The organism is Winogradskya consettensis (assembly GCF_018332715.1).
GTDB lineage: Bacteria > Actinomycetota > Actinomycetes > Mycobacteriales > Micromonosporaceae > Actinoplanes > Actinoplanes consettensis.
On record NZ_BOQP01000013.1, the window covers coordinates 1 to 18,066 of the forward strand.

At 69.8% G+C, this 18,066-nt stretch carries 17 protein-coding genes; 3 read left to right on the forward strand and 14 right to left on the reverse strand.

Annotated elements, in window-relative coordinates; all coding sequences use genetic code 11:
* The 9 genes from Aco04nite_RS14915 to Aco04nite_RS14955 all read right to left on the reverse strand — a co-directional run.
* On the reverse strand, positions 1-1,296 hold a 1,296-nt coding region (locus Aco04nite_RS14915), incomplete at its 3' end, for a Clp protease N-terminal domain-containing protein (protein ID WP_212997832.1).
* 371 nt (positions 1,297-1,667) lie between these two features.
* Positions 1,668-2,021 (reverse strand): histone-like nucleoid-structuring protein Lsr2, encoded by a 354-nt coding sequence (locus tag Aco04nite_RS14920; protein WP_203842875.1) that lies wholly within the window; start codon positions 2,019-2,021, stop codon positions 1,668-1,670.
* Positions 2,022-2,492: 471 nt separating this feature from the next.
* Positions 2,493-3,254 (reverse strand): type III pantothenate kinase, encoded by a 762-nt coding sequence (locus Aco04nite_RS14925; RefSeq protein ID WP_203842874.1) that lies wholly within the window; start codon positions 3,252-3,254, stop codon positions 2,493-2,495.
* 11 nt (positions 3,255-3,265) lie between these two features.
* Positions 3,266-4,123 (reverse strand): carboxylating nicotinate-nucleotide diphosphorylase, encoded by an 858-nt coding sequence (gene nadC, locus Aco04nite_RS14930; protein ID WP_212997833.1) that lies wholly within the window; start codon positions 4,121-4,123, stop codon positions 3,266-3,268.
* Positions 4,120-5,772: an L-aspartate oxidase gene (locus Aco04nite_RS14935; RefSeq protein WP_212997834.1), complete on the reverse strand. Its 1,653-nt coding sequence runs from the start codon at positions 5,770-5,772 to the stop codon at positions 4,120-4,122. The genes nadC and Aco04nite_RS14935 overlap by 4 nt, the downstream gene beginning before the upstream one ends.
* A gap of 62 nt (positions 5,773-5,834) precedes the next feature.
* Positions 5,835-6,749 (reverse strand): septum formation family protein, encoded by a 915-nt coding sequence (locus tag Aco04nite_RS14940; protein ID WP_212997835.1) that lies wholly within the window; start codon positions 6,747-6,749, stop codon positions 5,835-5,837.
* Positions 6,750-6,836: 87 nt separating this feature from the next.
* The gene (gene panD, locus Aco04nite_RS14945; RefSeq protein ID WP_212997836.1) at positions 6,837-7,265 is read right to left on the reverse strand and encodes an aspartate 1-decarboxylase; all 429 of its coding nucleotides are present in this window, start codon (positions 7,263-7,265) and stop codon (positions 6,837-6,839) included.
* Positions 7,265-8,098, reverse strand: a complete 834-nt coding sequence (gene panC / locus Aco04nite_RS14950) for a pantoate--beta-alanine ligase (RefSeq protein WP_212997837.1) — start codon at positions 8,096-8,098, stop codon at positions 7,265-7,267. The genes panD and panC overlap by 1 nt, the downstream gene beginning before the upstream one ends.
* The gene (locus tag Aco04nite_RS14955; RefSeq protein WP_212997838.1) at positions 8,095-8,964 is read right to left on the reverse strand and encodes a Rossmann-like and DUF2520 domain-containing protein; all 870 of its coding nucleotides are present in this window, start codon (positions 8,962-8,964) and stop codon (positions 8,095-8,097) included. Before Aco04nite_RS14955 ends, panC begins: the two co-directional genes overlap by 4 nt.
* A gap of 135 nt (positions 8,965-9,099) precedes the next feature.
* Between Aco04nite_RS14955 and Aco04nite_RS14960 the strand changes: the two genes are divergently transcribed.
* On the forward strand, positions 9,100-10,062 hold the full coding sequence (locus Aco04nite_RS14960; RefSeq protein WP_212997947.1) for an SAM-dependent methyltransferase: 963 nt from the start codon (positions 9,100-9,102) through the stop codon (positions 10,060-10,062).
* 21 nt (positions 10,063-10,083) lie between these two features.
* On the forward strand, positions 10,084-11,208 hold the full coding sequence (locus tag Aco04nite_RS14965; protein ID WP_212997946.1) for an NADH-quinone oxidoreductase subunit D: 1,125 nt from the start codon (positions 10,084-10,086) through the stop codon (positions 11,206-11,208).
* A 54-nt stretch (positions 11,209-11,262) separates the two neighbouring features.
* On the opposite strand, the gene Aco04nite_RS14970 is transcribed toward Aco04nite_RS14965, so the two are convergent.
* From Aco04nite_RS14970 to Aco04nite_RS14985, 4 genes are all read right to left on the reverse strand, one after another.
* Complete coding sequence (locus tag Aco04nite_RS14970; RefSeq protein WP_212997969.1) at positions 11,263-13,695, reverse strand: hypothetical protein; 2,433 nt, start codon at positions 13,693-13,695, stop codon at positions 11,263-11,265.
* A 167-nt stretch (positions 13,696-13,862) separates the two neighbouring features.
* A complete protein-coding gene (locus Aco04nite_RS14975) occupies positions 13,863-14,861 on the reverse strand; it encodes a glycine betaine ABC transporter substrate-binding protein (protein WP_212997839.1) in 999 nt (332 codons plus the stop codon).
* A gap of 192 nt (positions 14,862-15,053) precedes the next feature.
* On the reverse strand, positions 15,054-15,770 hold the full coding sequence (locus Aco04nite_RS14980; RefSeq protein WP_212997840.1) for an ABC transporter permease: 717 nt from the start codon (positions 15,768-15,770) through the stop codon (positions 15,054-15,056).
* Positions 15,767-16,489: an ABC transporter permease gene (locus tag Aco04nite_RS14985; RefSeq protein WP_212997841.1), complete on the reverse strand. Its 723-nt coding sequence runs from the start codon at positions 16,487-16,489 to the stop codon at positions 15,767-15,769. The genes Aco04nite_RS14980 and Aco04nite_RS14985 overlap by 4 nt, the downstream gene beginning before the upstream one ends.
* A gap of 2 nt (positions 16,490-16,491) precedes the next feature.
* Between Aco04nite_RS14985 and Aco04nite_RS14990 the strand changes: the two genes are divergently transcribed.
* Positions 16,492-17,496 (forward strand): ABC transporter ATP-binding protein, encoded by a 1,005-nt coding sequence (locus Aco04nite_RS14990; RefSeq protein ID WP_212997842.1) that lies wholly within the window; start codon positions 16,492-16,494, stop codon positions 17,494-17,496.
* Between the two features lie 41 nt (positions 17,497-17,537).
* On the opposite strand, the gene Aco04nite_RS14995 is transcribed toward Aco04nite_RS14990, so the two are convergent.
* Positions 17,538-18,029: a hypothetical protein gene (locus tag Aco04nite_RS14995; protein WP_203842862.1), complete on the reverse strand. Its 492-nt coding sequence runs from the start codon at positions 18,027-18,029 to the stop codon at positions 17,538-17,540.
* Between the last annotated feature and the right edge of the window lie 37 nt (positions 18,030-18,066).

The window sequence follows — 18,066 nt, forward strand, 5'->3', positions numbered from 1 at the left end:
CTTGTCACGACGCACCTGAGCAATGCGCTCGTCGAAGTCACGCAGGTCCGGCGGTGCGGTCATCCGACGGATCCGCATCCGTGCCCCGGCCTCATCGATCAGGTCGATCGCCTTGTCCGGCAGGAACCGGTCCGAGATGTAACGGTCAGCCAGCGTCGCCGCCGCGACCAGAGCCGCGTCGGTGATGCTGATCCGGTGATGCGCCTCGTAACGGTCACGCAGACCCTTGAGGATCTCGATCGTGTGCGCCAGCGAGGGCTCACCGACCTGGATCGGCTGGAAACGACGCTCGAGGGCGGCGTCCTTCTCGAGGTGCTTGCGGTATTCGTCGAGGGTGGTCGCGCCGATCGTCTGCAGCTCACCACGCGCGAGCATGGGCTTGAGGATCGAGGCGGCGTCGATCGCGCCCTCGGCGGCACCGGCACCCACGAGGGTGTGGATCTCGTCGATGAACAGGATGATGTCGCCGCGGGTGCGGATCTCCTTGAGAACCTTCTTCAGGCGCTCCTCGAAGTCACCGCGGTAACGGGAACCGGCGACCAGCGCACCGAGGTCGAGGGTGTAGAGCTGCTTGTCCTTCAGCGTCTCGGGCACCTCGCCCTTGACGATGGACTGCGACAGCCCCTCCACGACGGCGGTCTTGCCGACGCCGGGCTCTCCGATCAGGACGGGGTTGTTCTTCGTGCGGCGCGACAGCACCTGCATGACCCGCTCGATTTCCTTCTCCCGGCCGATGACCGGGTCGAGCTTGCCCTCGCGGGCGGCCTGCGTGAGGTTGCGTCCGAACTGGTCGAGCACCAGCGACGTCGACGGGGCTGCCTCGCCCGCGGCGGCACCGGCGGCGGCCGGCTCCTTGCCCTGATAGCCCGAGAGCAACTGGATGACCTGCTGACGGACCCGGTTGAGGTCCGCGCCGAGCTTCACCAGGACCTGGGCGGCAACACCCTCGCCCTCGCGGATCAGGCCCAGCAGGATGTGCTCCGTGCCGATGTAGTTGTGGCCCAGCTGCAGAGCCTCGCGCAGCGACAGCTCCAGCACCTTCTTGGCCCGCGGCGTGAACGGAATGTGCCCGCTCGGCGCCTGCTGACCCTGACCGATGATCTCCTCGACCTGCTGCCGAACCCCCTCGAGAGAGATACCAAGGCTCTCCAGAGCCTTCGCGGCAACACCCTCACCCTCATGGATCAGGCCGAGCAGGATGTGCTCTGTCCCGATGTAGTTGTGGTTGAGCATCCGGGCCTCTTCTTGGGCCAGGACGACAACCCGTCGCGCTCGGTCGGTGAACCGCTCGAACATGCCCTCGTGCTCCTCACGTGCCGTGCGCCAATTAACTGGCGGGGCCAGCGCACGAACATCGGTGATGCCCGTGCTGTAACCACTCTATCGCCGCTGAGGGACTCTGCTGGGCCCTCGAGCCCGGCCGGAACGTCCCGCACCGCTGATTTCCCCAACTTCGCACGCTCAGCGACTGTTCCCCACCCCTACGGAGTACGCGCACAGCGAAATCCCGGCATCGGCCACGACCGGCGCACCCGCCGTCCACAGCCTGTGGACAACGCCGTCCACCCCTGTGGATAACTTACGCAAGGGGGGCGAAGAACGAGCGAAAAGCAGCAGGGTCCGCAGCGCCGGAGCGCTGCGGACCCTGTGGAAAACGACGAACGCGACTAGCGGCCGGGACCCTTGGCGTGGAACTCGTCCACGATCTCCTGGGGAATGCGGCCCCGGTCGGAGATGTCCTTGCCGCTCTTCTTGGCCCACTCGCGGATGGCCTTGTTCTGCTCCCGGTCGGCGGTGGCACCGCCACGACCCCGGGCGGCCCGGCCACCCACGACCACTCCGCCCCGGGCGACCTTCGCTCCGGCGCCCACGTAGGGCGCGAAGACGTCGCGCAATTTCGCGGCGTTCTTGTCGGACAGGTCGATCTCATACTGAATGCCGTCGAGCGCGAACTTGACGGTCTCCTCGGCGTCACCGCCGTCGAGGTCGTCGACAAGCTTGTGAATGATCTGCTTGGCCACGGGCCGTTATCCTCCCGAATACAGGTTCTCTACGTCAGACGTCAGGCAATCCCCACCGCAACAATAACGCCAAGCCCGCGTGATCCGTCAATGCGGGTTCGATATCTGCCCACAGAGCGCACCAAGGGGAACGCAGACGTTTCCCGAATGCCCCGTCCGAGGCCGTTTCCTATTCCGCGGCAGCGCCTCGGCTGACATTCCCCACACCTTGACCCCGGTCAATCCGGGCGGCGTACCACCCACGGATCGGGTGCCGTACCGGCTCCATAGTGTGACTCGTTGTCACTTCTGGACGCCGATTCGGGGCAATTACATCGAAGTGCGTCACCATCCGTGATGCGCTGTCACGTCACGAACTCGGGCCCCGGCGGGGAATCCATTGCGGACAGTCACAGAAAGCCCCGGATAGAGATCTATGTCCACCGCGTCGCGCAGAGTCACAAAAATTATCCGGCCAGAAAAAGCGCGCGGTCAGCCGACATTCCGCTCATAAACCATCCGCAACCCGATCAGAGTGATCATCGGCTCATACGCGGTGATGGTCCTGCAGGCGTCCTTGACCAGCCCGGCAAGCCCACCGGTGGCGATCACCGCCCGCACGGAACCGAGCTCCTCGGTCATCAGGTCGACGATCCGATCGACCTGACCGGCCACCCCGAAATAAAGGCCGGACTGCAGGCACTCGACGGTGTTCTTGCCGATGACCGAACGCGGCTTCGCGGGCTCCACCTTGCGCAACTGAGCGGCCCGCGACGCCAGCGCGTCGAACGAGATCTCGATGCCGGGCGCGAACGCACCACCGAGAAACTCACCGCGCGCGCTGATGACGTCGAAATTGGTCGTGGTGCCGAAGTCGACAACGATCGACGGCCCGCCGTAGAGGGCGTGCGCCGCCAGCGTGTTCACCACGCGGTCGGAGCCGACCTCCTTCGGATTGTCGATGGCGAGCTGCACTCCGGTCTTCACGCCGGGTTCCACGACGACATTCGGTAGATCCCGGTAATAACGCCCGAGCATCGTGCGCAACGTACGCAGGGCAGCGGGCACCGTCGAACACGCCGCCACCCCGGTGATCTCGACGGCATCCCCCGCGAGCAGACCCCGCAGAATCAGCCCCAGCTCGTCGGCGGTGGACCTGGCGTCGGTCTTGATGCGCCAGTTGTGAACCAGTTTGTCGCCGTCGAACGTGGCGAGAACCGTGTTGGTATTGCCGATGTCGATGCACAAAAGCACGGTCAAAACCCCTAACGCGCGACGCGCAAGTCCATGGCGATGTCGAGAATCGGCGAGGAGTGGGTCAGCCCGCCCACGGACAGGTAGTCCACTCCCGTGGCGGCGTACGCGGCGACCGTTTCCAGGGTGAGGTTGCCCGTGGCCTCGAGCTCGGCCCGCTCCCCCACCGCGGCCACCACCTCGCGCAGCAGGTCCGGGGTCATGTTGTCGCAGAGCAGGAAGTCCGCACCCGCCTCGACGGCCTCGATCGCCTCGGCCACCGTGGTCACCTCGACCTGCACGGGGACGTCCGGGAAGGTTTCACGGACGAGCCGGTACGCCGCGGTGATGCTGCCCGCCGCGAGCTTGTGGTTGTCCTTGATCATGGCCACGTCGTAGAGGCCCATGCGCTTGTTGGTGCCGCCGCCGACGCGTACGGCGTACTTCTCCAGAGCCCGCAGGCCCGGAGTCGTCTTGCGGGTGTCGAGCACGGTCGCCTTGGTGCCGGCGAGCTCGTCGGCCCACCTGCGGGTGTGGGTCGCGACGCCCGACATCCGGCACAGCAGGTTGAGCGCGGTGCGTTCCGCGGTCAGCAGCGAGCGCGTCGGGCCGGTCACGACCGCGAGGACGTCACCACGCGTCACCCGGGTGCCCTCCTCGACCCGCTGGTCGAAGGTCGCCGTGCCGCCCGAGGTCGCCGCGAACACCTGCGCCGCGACGGGCAGCCCGGCCACCACACCGGCCGCGCGGGCGACCAGCTCGGCCGTGTCGACCTGGGCCGCCGGGATGGTCGCCTCGCTGGTCACGTCGCGGGGCGGGTCGCCCAGGTCCTCGGCGAGCGCGGTGTAGACAACCCGCTCCACCTCGGCAAGATCCAAGCCGTCGGTCATGCCATCTCCTCGAAGGTCTGGGTCAGCCGGCCGCGGGGGTCGATCGAGTTCAGCAGGTGGCCGCGCCACTCGTCGGCTGCGTTGGGGTGGTCCTCGCGCCAGTGGCAGCCGCGGGTCTCGCGGCGCTCGGCGGCCGAGGCAACCAGGGCTGCCGCGACGGTGAGCAGGTTGGTGGCCTCCCAGGCGGCGTTGCGGGGGGTGCCGTGCTGCTCGCCGAGACGGGTCAGCTCCTTGGCGGTGGCCGCGAGCGAGTCCGCCGAGCGCAGCACGCCGGCGCCGCGGGTCATCGAGCGCTGCAGCTCGGCGCGGATGGCCGGGGCCACGACCCAGCCCGGGCCGGCCGCCGCCGGGGTGGGCACCGGGTCCGCCTGCGGGGGCAGGTCGCGGGCGATGTCGTCGGCGATCCGGCGGGAGAAGACCAGACCCTCGAGCAGGGAGTTGCTGGCCAGGCGGTTGGCGCCGTGTACGCCCGTGCAGGCGACCTCGCCGCACGCGTACAGCCCGGGGATGGAGGTGCGGCCGTGCAGGTCGGTGCGGACGCCGCCGGACGCGTAGTGGGCTGCCGGGGCGACCGGGATCAGCTCGGTGGCCGGGTCGACGCCGGCCGCGCGGGTGGACGCCATGATCGTCGGGAAGCGCTGCTCGAGGAACTCGCGGCCGAGGTGCCGGGCGTCCAGGTAGACGTGGTCGGCGCCGGTGGCGCGGAGCACCCGGTGGATGCCCTTGGCGACCACGTCACGCGGGGCCAGCTCGGCGAGCTCGTGCTGGCCGAGCATGAACCGCTCGCCGGCCTCGTCGACCAGGTGGGCACCCTCGCCGCGCAGCGCCTCAGAGATGAGCGGGCGCTGCACCGAGGTCACGCTCGCGGTCACGAACGAGGTCGGGTGGAACTGGACGAACTCCACGTCGGTGACGACCGCGCCGGCACGCAGGGCGAGCGCGACGCCGTCGCCGGTCGAGACGGACGGGTTGGTGGTGGACGCGAAGACCTGGCCCATGCCGCCGGTGGCGAGCACGACCGCGCGGGCCAGGATCGCCCCGACGCCGTCCTCGCTGCCCTCGCCCAGCACGTGCAGGGTGATGCCGCAGGCCCGGCCGTCGCCGGCGCGCAGCAGGTCGAGCACGAGCGCGTGCTCGACGAGCCGGATCCAGGGGTCGCGATGCACCGCCTCGTGCAGGGCCCGCTGCACCTCGGCGCCGGTCGCGTCGCCGCCCGCGTGCACGATGCGGTCGGCGCGGTGTCCGCCCTCGCGGGTGAGCATGAGCGACCCGTCGGCGTTGCGGTCGAACTCGGCACCGATGCGGATCAGCTCGCGGATCCGGGCAGGGCCCTCCTCCACCAGCACCCGCACGGCGGCCGGGTCGCAGAGGCCGACGCCGGCGATCTCGGTGTCGAAAGCGTGCGCCTCGGGGGTGTCGAGCGGGTCGAGCACGCCCGCGATGCCGCCCTGCGCCCAGCGGGTGGACCCGTCGTCGATGTTGACCTTGGTAACCACCGTGACGTGCAGGCCCTGTTCGCGCAGGTGCAGTGCGGCGGTGAGGCCGGCGACGCCCGAGCCGACCACCAGCACGTCGGTGGTTTCGGTCCAGCCAGGCTCAGGGGCGGCCAATCGACGGGGTAGCGCCGGAAGGTCGGCGAGATGCGACATGAGATCAGTCAACATCGCGCGCGCGAGGAATTCATCGCCGGGGCACCACAAAGTGCCAAGCGTTACTGGTATTGAACGGGTAGCGACTTTTCGCCCTTGCCCTTGAGCGACGCGGTCAGGGTCGCGGTGTCCACCCAGAGATAGCAGCGCACCCCACGGTCACCCATCGCCCACACGTCATCGCCGCCCGGCAGAGATACCACACCGGCACGATATTGCAGGTCAGCGTCGTCGGGCACATCGACGTACTCAGCGATCAACGCGCGACAACCGGCATGGAAGTCGTCCCAGTCCTTACTCATCTCCGGGTACGCCGTAGCCGCCCCCGCCTTCCACAACCCGACGAACTCCGCGTTGTGCGCGGCGGCGCACGGAGCCGAGGGCATCGTGCTGATCTTGCCTTCCTTGTCGAGCTGGACGGCGTAACACGTTAGCAGCAGCGGGGAATTCGTTTCCCTGAGCGCGTTCCGCAGGCTGCCGACCCGTTGCACCAGACCCCCGTCATCCTCGACGGAGCTGCTCACGAGCACCTCGCAGCGGTACCAGCGGGCGCCACCGCTCCAGGCAGCCTTCGTCGGCTGGGTCACCCCGATCCACAACCGGGCCGTACGCCACGCCCCGCCCACGTATGCCGCGGTCTTGTCGTCGCACGTCTCGTACGCCGCCCGCTGTCCCGCCGACTCGTCCTCCGGCGGACTGTCCGCCTGCGAGGCCGGCGCGCCGTACTCGCCCACGTAGACGGTCTCGGTGCGGTGCTTGATCTGACAGTCGACCTCCTCGTAGGAGGAGCGCGATCCGGAGGTCGAGAAGTTCGCCAGGTGACAGGTCTGGGACGCGGGCGTGAACCCGGTCGGCACCGAGATCGCCGCCCAGTTGTTGGTGAGGTCGCCGTCGACGCCCGGCGGATTCCCGCAGCCGGCCGTGACCAGCACCAAGCTCAGCGCCGCGGCGACACCCCAGCGGCTGACACGCAGCATGAACCCAGCCCTCCACCCATGTCCGATTTGTCGAGCATAGGGCAAAGGTCGGTACAGCCACGTTGCTTTACAACGGAACCCTGGGTGTCAGTGGGTGGAAACGGTCAAGTCCCCGCGTACGAGATCATCTGCCATTCCGGGAACAGCGGCCGCGGGATCCGTACCCAACTCGATGATCCGGTTTTGGGCATCGACATGGACCACCCGCGGCCGGAACGTGCGCGCCTCGGCGTCGTCCATCTGGCCGTAGGCGATCAGAATGACCAGATCACCGGGGTGTACGAGGTGGGCGGCCGCGCCGTTGATGCCGAGCACTCCGGTGCCCCGCTCACCGGCGATCACGTACGTCTCGAGCCGCGCCCCGTTGGTGACGTCCACGATCGCGACCTGCTCGCCCGGGAGCAGGTCCGCGGCCTCCATCAGGTCCTCGTCGACCGTCACCGAGCCCACGTAGTGCAGGTCGGCCTGGGTCACCGTGGCGCGATGGATCTTGGACCTGAGCATCGTGCGGAGCATCAGCCGGCCTCGCCGAGGTGCACGGGGACGTTGTCGATCAGCCGGGTCGCGCCGACCTTCGCCGCGACCAGCAGCCGCGCGGGACCCCCGGCCGGTGCGGGGCCGAGCAGCGGGTCGGTCAGGGCCAGGTAGTCAACGTGCACGCCGGGCTCGTCCTCGAGGATCTTCGTGGCAGCCTCGAGCACCCGCTGGGCGTCGTTCTGCAGCGCACCTTCGCGCAGCGCGTGCGAGAGGGCGAGCGCCGCCTGCCGCTGCCCGGCGGAGAGGAAGCGGTTACGGCTGGAGAGCGCCAGGCCGTCCGCCTCACGCACGGTCGGCACGCCGACGATCTCGGTCTGGATCTCCAGGTCGCGCACCATGCGCTTGATCAGGGAGAGCTGCTGGAAGTCCTTCTCGCCGAAGAACGCGAGGTCAGCGCCGGTGAGCAGGAGCAGTTTGGCGACGACGGTCAGCATGCCGGAGAAGTGGCCGGGGCGGCTGGCACCCTCCAGGATCTCGCCCATCGGGCCGGCGTTGAGCGTCACCGACGGGGTGCCGCCGGGGTACATCTCGTCGCGGTCGGGCGCGAAGACCAGGTCGACGTCCTCAGCCGTGCACGCTTCGACGTCGGCGGTCAGCGTGCGCGGGTATTTGTCGAAGTCCTCGTTGGGGCCGAACTGCAGCGGGTTCACGAAGACCGTGACGACCACGAAGTCGGCCTGCGCGCGGGCCTCGCGCATCAGCTGACGATGCCCCTCGTGCAGGGCACCCATGGTCATCACGACGGCTACCCGGCCGGGCGCGCCCGCGAGGCCGGCGGCGAGGTCGTTGCGGGTGTGAACGAGGGCGGTCATGCGGGGCTCCCAACGGTGGAGAGGACATCCAGCAGCGAAATCGCGTCCTGCGGCCGCAGCCGGCCTGCGGCTACGGCTCTTTCGGCAGTTCGTCGGGCGAGAGCCAGGTACGCCGGCGCGGACTCCGGCGTGAGGTGATCCAGATGCTTGCGTACGGTCCCCGCGTCGCCGCGCGAGACCGGCCCCGTGAGAGCCGCATCGCCCATCGCGAGGGCGTTGTCGAGGGCAGCGTGCAGCAGCGGCGAGAGCACCACCTCGGGACGCCGGACCCCGGCGGCGCGCAGCAGGTCGGCGGCTTCGTTCACGAGCGTGACCAGGTGATTCGCGCCGTGGGCAAGCGCCGCGTGGTACATCGGGCGGGCCTGCTCGTCGATCCACTCGGGGATGCCGCCGAGCTCGGTGACCAGGCGGGCGGCGAAGACGCGGTCCCGTGCGGTGATTCCCCAGGCGATGCCGGGCAGCCGGGCCAGATCGGCGTCCGTGCCGGTGAAGGTCATCGCGGGGTGCAGGGCTAGACCGTTGACCTCACCCAGGACGGCGAGACCGTGGGCTCCGGAGGTGTGCGCGACGACCGTACGCGGAGAAAGCGCGCCGGTCGCGGAAAGCCCCGCCACCACGCTCCGCAGCGCGTCATCGGGAACGGAGAGCAGAAGAAGGTCGGTGGCGGCCCGGGCCACCTCGTCGGCCGGAAGAACCGCGGCCTGCGGCAACAACCGCCGGGCTCGCTCCCGGGACGCGGTGGACACGGCAGCGGTGGCGACGACGTCATGCCCGGCAGCGGCGAGTGCGGAACCGATGACGGCTCCCACCCGGCCCGCGCCGACAACGCCGACGACAAGCTGACGTGCACGCAGCTGTGCGCTCATGTTCGGATCCAGTCCTCGATCAAGGGGTACCGGTCGAGGCAAGTATGCGCCGAGTTAACACGCTCGTGACAAGCACCTGTGAACTACTCCACGCCCTAGATTGAGAGCGTGACGAGGGTTGGTTGGCGGGCAGCGATGACCACGGCGCTCTACGGGCCCGGGGGCTTCTTCACCCGCGCCTCGGAGGGGCCCGCGGACCACTTCAGGACCAGCGTGCACGCGTCGCCGCTGTTCGCCGGGGCGTTGCTGCGGCTGATCCAGCGGGTGGACGCCGCGCTGGGGCGTCCCCGGGTGCTGCAGGTCGTGGATGTCGGTGCGGGGCGGGGCGAGCTGCTCGCGGCGTTACGGGCGCTGGCCGACGGCACGGGGCTCGGCGAGCGGGTCCGGTTCACCGGGGTCGAGGTCGCACCGCGACCGGACGGGCTGCCCGCGGAGATCGGCTGGCAGCCCGACGTGCCGCAGGACATCGTCGGTGTGCTGCTGGCGACCGAATGGCTCGACAACGTGCCGCTGGACGTCGCCGAGGTCGACGAGCACGGGCGGATCCGGCGGGTGCTGGTCGACCCGGTCGGCGGGCTCGAGTCGCTCGGGCCGGACATCGACGCCGCCGACCGGTTCTGGCTGGCGCGGTGGTGGCGCGGGGCCGGCCTGGGCGACCGGGTCGAGCTGGGCTGGCCGCGCGACCTCGCCTGGGCGGATGCCGTTTCTTCGGTACGCCGGGGAAGCGCACTCGCCGTGGACTACGGGCACCTGCGAACCGCCCGGCCGCCCCTGGGCACGCTCACGGGGTTCCGCGGCGGCCGGCAGGTCAGCCCCGTGCCCGATGGCGGGAGCGACCTGACCGCTCATGTGGCGCTCGACTCCGCCGCGGCGGCTGCCGGGTGGGCGTACACCATCGTCAGTCAGCGGCATGCGCTCAAAGCGCTGGGGGTCGACGGCGGCCGGCCACCGCTGGAGCTCGCCCGAACCGATCCGGCGGGTTATCTCCGGGCCCTGAGCGCCGCCGGAGCCGCCGCCGAACTCACCGACCCGGACGGACTCGGTGGACACTGGTGGTTGCTGCACGAAGTGGGCATCGAGCTTCGTGGGACGATCTGACCCGTGAGTGACGTGCGGGAGATGACGGTCGGTACGGGTGCCGGGCTCGACACCGCCGACATGGTGCTCAACATCGGCCCGCAGCACCCCTCGACCCACGGCGTGCTGCGGCTCAATCTGACCCTCGACGGTGAACGCGTCAAGACCTGCGAACCGATCGTCGGCTACATGCACCGCGGCGCGGAGAAACTCTTCGAGGTCCGCGACTACCGGCAGATCCTCGTCCTCGCCAACCGGCACGACTGGCTCTCCGCCTTCTCCAACGAACTCGGCGTGGCGCTCGCCGTCGAACGGCTCATGGGCATCGAGGTGCCCGAGCGCGCCACCTGGCTGCGGATGGCGCTGGCCGAGCTGAACCGGGTGCTCAACCATCTGATGTTCCTCGGCTCCTACCCCCTGGAGATCGGCGCGATCACGCCGATGTTCTACGCGTTCCGCGAGCGGGAGACGCTGCAGGCGGTCATGGAAGAGGTCTCCGGCGGCCGCATCCACTACATGTTCAACCGCGTCGGCGGGCTCAAGGAGGAGGTCCCGGCCGGCTGGACCGGCCGCGCCCGGCAGGCGATCGCCGAGGTCCGTTCGCGGATGCCCGACATCGACAACCTGATCCGCAAGAACGACATCTTCATGGCGCGTACGGTCGGCGTCGGCGTGCTGACCGCGGAACAGGCCGCCGCGTACGGCGCCTCCGGGCCGGTCGCCCGGGCCAGCGGGCTCGACATGGACCTGCGGCGCGACGAGCCGTACCTCGCTTACGACCAGCTCGACGTGCCGGTGGTCACGCGCACGGCCGGGGACTGCCACTCCCGCTTCGAGGTGCTGCTGGAGCAGGTGTACGTCTCGCTCGACCTCGCCGACGAATGCCTCTCCCGCGTCGACACGATCGGCGGACCGGTGAACGTCCGGCTGCCCAAGGTGGTCAAGGCACCCGAAGGCCACACGTACGCGTGGACCGAGAACCCGCTCGGCATCAACGGCTACTACCTGGTGTCGCGGGGCGAGAAGACACCGTGGCGGTTGAAGCTGCGCACCGCCTCCTACGCGAACGTGCAGGCGCTGGCGACGCTGATCCCCGGCTGTCTCGTGCCGGACCTGATCGCGATCCTCGGCTCGATGTTCTTCGTCGTCGGGGATATCGACAAGTAGGCCCTCCAGGTTCCGTTCTGTAGGTCAGGCCCGGCCTCACCTACGAAACAGAACCTAACGGCTCTGATAGACGTTGCGCGCCGGGATCGGGTCCGGGGCGTAGTGGTGATGGTCGTCGTCCCGCTCGTAGCCGACGCCGGCCGGACCGCCGTAGCCGTAACTCCCTGCCGACACAAAATCGCTGCTGTCGTAGCTGGACGGGGTTTCGGGCGTTGCGATGCTCCGGCCGTAGGTCGCCGGCGCCGGGGTGCCGTAGGTGGTCCCGTATCCGGCGGCTTCCTCGCGGCCGTAGTCGTTCTCCTGGTAGCCGCTGTCCGCGCTGCCGTCGTCCGCGCCGCCGTTGTCCGCCGCCTGCGCTTCGCCGGTGTCCGGGTAGCTGCTGCTCGCGTAGCTGCTGCCAACGCCGTAGGTGTTGCCCTGCTTCACATAGCCGGGCTGGTCATAGCCCGCGTCCGCGTAACCTGTCTGCTCGACGTGCTCATATCCGGTCTGCTCAGCCTGCTCGTAGCCGTCCTGCCCGGTCCGCGCCGAGCCGTAATGCCCGGCCTGCGCTGAGCCACGCTGACCGGCCTGCGCTGAGCCGTATTGACCAGCCTGCGCTGAGCCGCGCTGACCGGTCTGCGCTGAGCCGTACTGAGCGGCCTGGTCGTAGCCCTTCTGGGCATAACCCGGATTGCCATAGTTGTCCTGCGCGTAGCCGGTGTTGTCGTAGCCCGCCTGGGCGTAGCCGTCGTTCTCGTAGCTGTTGTCGGGCTCGTAACCGCTGGCCTGCCGATAGCTGCTGCCATGTTCCCCGGCGTCACCCGGCTCATAGGCATCGTCCGACTGATACGCACTGCCGACCTGATAGGCACTGCCGGCTTGGTAGGCGCCACCCTGCCGATAGCCATCGTCCGGCTGGTAGCCATCGTCCGGTTGGTAGCCATCGCCTTGCTGGTAGGCGCTGTCCTGCTGGTACGCGCCGTCCTGCTGATAGGCCTCGTCCGGCTGGTAGATGCCGTCCTGCTGGTAGGTGCCAGCCTGCTGATAGTTGCCGGCCTGCTGGTAACTGCCAACCTGCTGGTAACTGCCAACCTGCTGGTAGGCGCCGTCTTGGTGATCGGCTTCGTCGTAGGTGTCGTGGCCGGGGGTTGCGTCGTCCGGGGCCGTGCGCGCCGCCGTGCTGCCGTAGACGCCGGGCTGCGGGGTGACGTTGCCGGTCGTCAGCCCGTAGCCGAGGCTCGGCTCCGCATGAATTTCCCGGGCCAGATCCGTGCTCGTGTCGGGCGCCGCGTGCCGGCGTCTCGGTGCTGCGACGGGTGCCTCCGGCTCGGGGGCAGGCAGAGGGCCGAGCTCGTCCATCGCCGGGGCGACCGAAGCCGCCGCGGATGCCCGCACCGCGCCCTTCGGAGCTTTGTAACCGGCAGCCGGGTCCTGCTGCTCGTAGGAATCGTAAGGCTGCGGAGAGACGCTCGCCGGAACCGCGCGGCCCGGCCTCGGACCGTCAGGACGCGCCCGCCCCGTCCGGTTCGCCGCCGCCCCGGACTGCGGCGCACTCGCTGAGCTTCCGGACCACGGCTCCCCAGTCGGAACCCCGGATCTCGGCGAGCCCACCGCGGCACCAGACCTCGGCGCGCTGGTCGCGGCACCAGACCTCGGCGCTCCCGCGGACGCTCCCGGGATGGGCCCGCCAACCACCGACCCAGACCTCGGCGTGCCCGCGGGGGCTCCGGACCTCGGCATTCCCGCAGGGGCCCCAGATCTTGGTGTGCCCGCGGGGGCTCCGGATCTTGGTGTGCCCGCGGGGGCTCCGGATCTTGGTGTGGTGGGGGCGGCGCCTGGCCGGGGCGCATTGGCCGGGGCGCCGGAGCGTGGGGGGCCGGAGCGTGGGGCGCCGGGACCGCCGTGCAGGGACGGGTCGATGGGGGCGGAGACCCTCGGTGGGGCGGGCTTGTCGGGTGCGCTGCCGGGGACGACGACGCTTGCCGAGCCGACCCGGGCTGACCCGGCACCCCGCTGAGCGGGAACCGGAGCCGGACCCGGCACGGACGCGGCTCCGGCAGCGCTGATCGGTGCCGAGATCGGTGCGGAGATGCGGGGCGGCGGCGGAGCCGGCCGGGCTGAACCCCCGGCGGGTCTCGGTGCGATGGGAGGGCCGGGGACGGAACGCAGTGCGCCCATCTCGTCCTCGAGGGCCTGGACCCGGTTGTCCGTGGCGCGGGCCGTGGCGGTCAGCTCGTCGCGCAGGCCGCCGCGGAGGGCGTCGACCTCGGCGGAGACGCGGTCCTCCACGTCCATCCGGTGCAGGACCGGGTCGGTGCGGATCAGCATCGCGGCGCCGATGAGGACCACGCAGACCGCTATGAGCAGCACCGCGAAGCGCATCGCGCCGGTGCTGCCGCCGATCAGGACGACGATTGCCGCGATCGGGGCCAGCCCGATGCCCGCCCAGATCAGCCCGGTCAGCAGACGGGTGTGCTGCTTCACCTCGGGGTCCCGGTCCGGCATGGTCGCAGATGTTATCGAGAGTGACCGGGCCGGCGAAACAAGCGGCATGGGATCAAGGATCGCCGATCGGGCTGAATCAGCAGGTGGCCGGGCGGAAACCGGCGTTTGAGAAAAAACCGCCCGCCGGGTGCGTGGGGCACCGGGCGGGCGGATCACATCGGATGGGGTCAGCCGGCGGCGAGGGCGCCGTCCGAGCTGAAGACCAGGCCCACGCTGATCGTGCCCTGCTTGAGGCCGGTCTTGGTGAGCGGGCCGCCCGAGTCGAGCGAGCTGAACTTGCCGGCCTGGAAGCCGTACGTGTCGACCAGGCCCTGCTGGCACTTCGGACGCTGCGGGCATTCCGCCGGGCCGCCGAGCACCGTGGCTGCGCCGGAGCACTTGGCCGCGAGGTCGGAGAGCGTGGTCAGGGCGTACTTGGTGGCGAACGCCTCGGTGACGGCGAACGCGTTCTGGTCCTGCGCCGCCGACGGGGTGCCGAAGGTCAGGCCGGCCTTGTCGCCGAGCGCCTTGAGGTTGGTCATCGTGGTGGTGAGGTCGGTCGAGGACGGGTCCTTGGCGTTAGCCCCGTCGATCTTGCCCGAGAGGAACGTCGCGAGGGTGGCGGCGTACTCAGGGACGATGTCGATGTCGCCCTTGGCGAGCGCGGGCTCGTACAGCTCGCGGTTGCCGATGGTCTGCACCTTGACGGTGTAGCCGGCCGCCGTGAGCGCGATGCCGTAGAGCTCACCGAGGGTCTTGCTCTCGCTGAAGTCAGCGGCGCCGACGGTCAGGTCGCCGCCCTTGCCCTTGGTGATGCCCGTCGTGACGCTGTTGGCGGTCACGAACTCCTGGGCCGCGTCCTTGGCCGACTTGCGGTCGACGTCGACGGCCTTGTTGAGCTCGATGAGCTTCTCCGTGTCGAGCGCGGCGGAGACCTTGTCCAGCGCCGCCAGGATCTCCGGGGAGGACGCCTTGGTGTTGATCGCCGGCACCACGTTGTCGGTGTTCTGCAGGGCCTTGTCGTCGGTCAGCACGACGAGCTTGTCGCCCGCGACCGGGGCGCACCCGGAGCCCGAGGCCGCGCTGGGCGGGGCCGAGGTGCCGGACGAGCCGGACTCACCACAGCCGGCGAGGATGACGGCGGCGGTCAGGAAGGTGCCGGCCGTCAGGAGCAGATTTCGACGCATACAGCCGCCTTCTGTGTCCCGGCACGACCGAGGTCGTGCCGCGTGTCCGACGGGCAGCCGAGGTGTCGATGCCCGCTCATTTTCGATTGTTGTGCCGCCCACCTGCGGCTGCACCTCCAGTTCATTAACCCCGGGGCGCGGCAGGCTATGCCGATCTTCGCCCTAAGTTGCGGATTCGTTACACGCGAACGCTCAAGCGGCGGGTGCCGCGGCGCTGGGACGACGACGCCGCCGCGTACGCAACGGGCGCGGGGTCACCAGCCGCTGCACCAGGGCCAGGAGGCCCTCGACGAGCAGCGCGAGCCCCGCCACGACGATGCCGCCGGCGACGATCTGACCGCCACCGCCGTTGCTCATCCCGATGCCGAACCCCGCCGAGATGATCTCGCCGAGCCCGCCGCCGTTCACGAACGCCGCCAGGGCCGCCGTCGCGACCACCTGCACCGCGGCCGTACGCAATCCGGCAGCGAGATAGGGCACCGACAGCGGAAGCTCGACCTGCCGCAGCACCTGCCCGCCGGACAGACCCATCCCGCGCGCAGCCTCCCGCGTCTCCGGGTCGATCTGCCTGAGGCCCGTGTACGCGTTGGCCAGCAGCGGCGGCACCGCGAAGACGGCGAGCGCCACCACCACGGGCGGCTTGCCGAACCCGAGCGGAGTCAGCGGCAGGATGGTCAGCAGCGCCAGCGTCGGCAGCGCGAGGGTCAGGTTGGCCACCGTGATGACCGCGCCGCCACCCCGGCCCCGATGCCCGAGCCAGATGCCGAGCGGCCAGCCGATCGCGCAACCCAGCAGGACCGCCCACAGGCTGATCACCAGGTGCTCCTGGAGCCGTTCGAGCAGGCCGCCCGGGTTGGTCCAGTTCAGCGGGTCGTTGAGCCAGACGATGCCCTCGTGGAAGTAGTTCACGAGCGCCGCTCCCGGGTCCAGGGCGTCAGCAACCGCCCGATGCCGGCCAGCGCCAGATCGAGGACGAGGGCGAGCGCCACGCAGAGGATCGCGCCGGTCAGGATCTCGGCCTTGTAGAAGTTGTTCCGGAAGCCACCGAGGATCATGTCGCCGAGGCCGCCCTGCCCGATCAGCGAGCCGACCGTGACCAGCGCCACCGTCGACACGGTCGCGAGCCGCAGCCCGGTGAGGATGCCCGGTAGCGCGAGCGGCAACTCGATGCGCAGGAGGCGGCCGAACCGCCCGTAACCCATGCCCGCCGCCGCGTCACGCACCTCGCCGGGGACCTGGGTCAGACCGGCGAGCGCGTTGCGCACGAGCACCAGCAGGGCGTACAGAACAAGGGCGATCAGCACCGACGTGTCGCGGGTGGTCCCGACCGCCGGAGCGATCAGGGCGAGCAGTGCCAGCGACGGGATCGTGTAGAGGACGCCGGAGAGTGCAAGAATCGGGCCGGTCAGCGGACGCCACCAGTAAGCGACGACCGCGAGCGGCAAGGCGACGATCAACGCGATGATCACAGCACGCGCGGTGAGACCCGCGTGGAACTGCAGCGCGGAGAGAATCTCGTCGGCGTTGTCGTGGACATAGCGCCAGGAGAACCACGGATTTCCCGGCCCGTCATCAGCGGGGGCGGCCAGGGGCCACGCAGGCGCCGGGGCCCTCGACAGGAAGGACATACGTGGACGCTACCGCGATCACCGACACCGGCGCTGGCCGGACCGCCGCGTCGATCACGCTCGAGAACCTCGGGAAGGTCTATCCCGACGGCACCGTGGCGGTCGGCGACATCAGCCTGGAGGTCGAGGCCGGCGAGCTCGTCGTGCTCATCGGCCCGTCCGGCTGCGGCAAATCCACGATCCTGCGGATGCTCAACCGGTTGATCGAGCCGTCCAAGGGCCGGATCCTCATCGACGGCGAGGACGTCACCCAGCAGGACCCGGTCCAACTGCGCCGACGCATCGGGTACGTCATCCAGAATGTGGGACTCTTCCCGCATCAGAGCATCCGTACCAACGTCGGGACGGTGCCACGGCTGCTGGGCTGGGACAAGAAGAAGACCCGGGCCCGCTCCGAGGAGCTGCTCGAGCTGGTCGGCCTCGACCCGAAACGGTACGGCGGCCGCTACCCGCACGAGCTCTCCGGCGGGCAGCGGCAACGCGTCGGCGTGGCCCGGGCGCTCGCCGCCGACCCGCTCGTGCTGCTGATGGACGAGCCGTTCTCCGCGGTCGACCCGATCGTCCGCGGCCGGCTCCAGGAGGAATTCCTCAATCTCCAGGCCGCGGTCCGCAAGACCATCGTGCTGGTCACCCATGACATCGATGAAGCCGTACGCCTCGGCGACCGGATCGCCGTGCTCGGCGAGGGTGGCCGGCTGCTGCAGTACGCGAGCCCGGCCGACCTGCTCAGCGACCCGGTGTCCGAGGAGGTCAGCGACTTCGTCGGCAACGATCGCGGCGTCCGGCGGCTCGCGGTCACGAAGGTGCGCGGGGCGATGCGGCCGATCGGTCAGGTCGAGGAGATCGAACGGCTGCCGACCGTCGACGTGGGCGGCACGCTCTATGACGCGCTCTCCGCCATGCTCACCAGCGACTCGCTCAACGTGGTCGTGACCGAGAACGGGAAACCGGTCGGCAGCATCTCTCGTTCAGCGCTGTTCGACGTACCGAACAAAACCGCCGTCTGAGTGGCCGCGGCCCGGGCTCGACCACCCGGGCCGCGGTCGCGTCAGCGTGTTCCCCGGCGTCCGCCGAGCGTGGCAAGGCCGATGATCCAGCCGATGAACAGGCCGTAGGTGGCCCCGTCGCCGGCCGACCGGAACGCGCCGAGCAGCGTCGGGTTCGCCAGGAACAGCGTGGTGAGCAGCGCGGCGAAACCGCCGGCGAAGATGTAGGCCGCCCAGCCCGCGAAGAACTGGCTGAGCGTGCCGCGGGCCCGGGCCAGCTGGGATCCGGGCAGCAGGTAGAGGAACAGGGCGGTCAGCACCACGACCAGGATCGCCTTGAGGTCGGCGATCAGGATCGAGCGCAGCGAGTCGTCGGAGTCGAAGCGCCAGTGCGGCCACGACAGCAGTCGCAGCCACCAGCCACCTGCCGTCTCAGGGTTGGTGTTGTCCGCGGCCCAGTCGGCGAACCAGGGGCTGCCGAAGACCAGGACCAGGATGAGCGCGGCGAGGGTGCCCGCACCCGGCGCGGATTTGTAGCGGTTGGTGAGAGCCATGGCCCGCTAATTCCCAGCTACCGATCACTTTCAAACG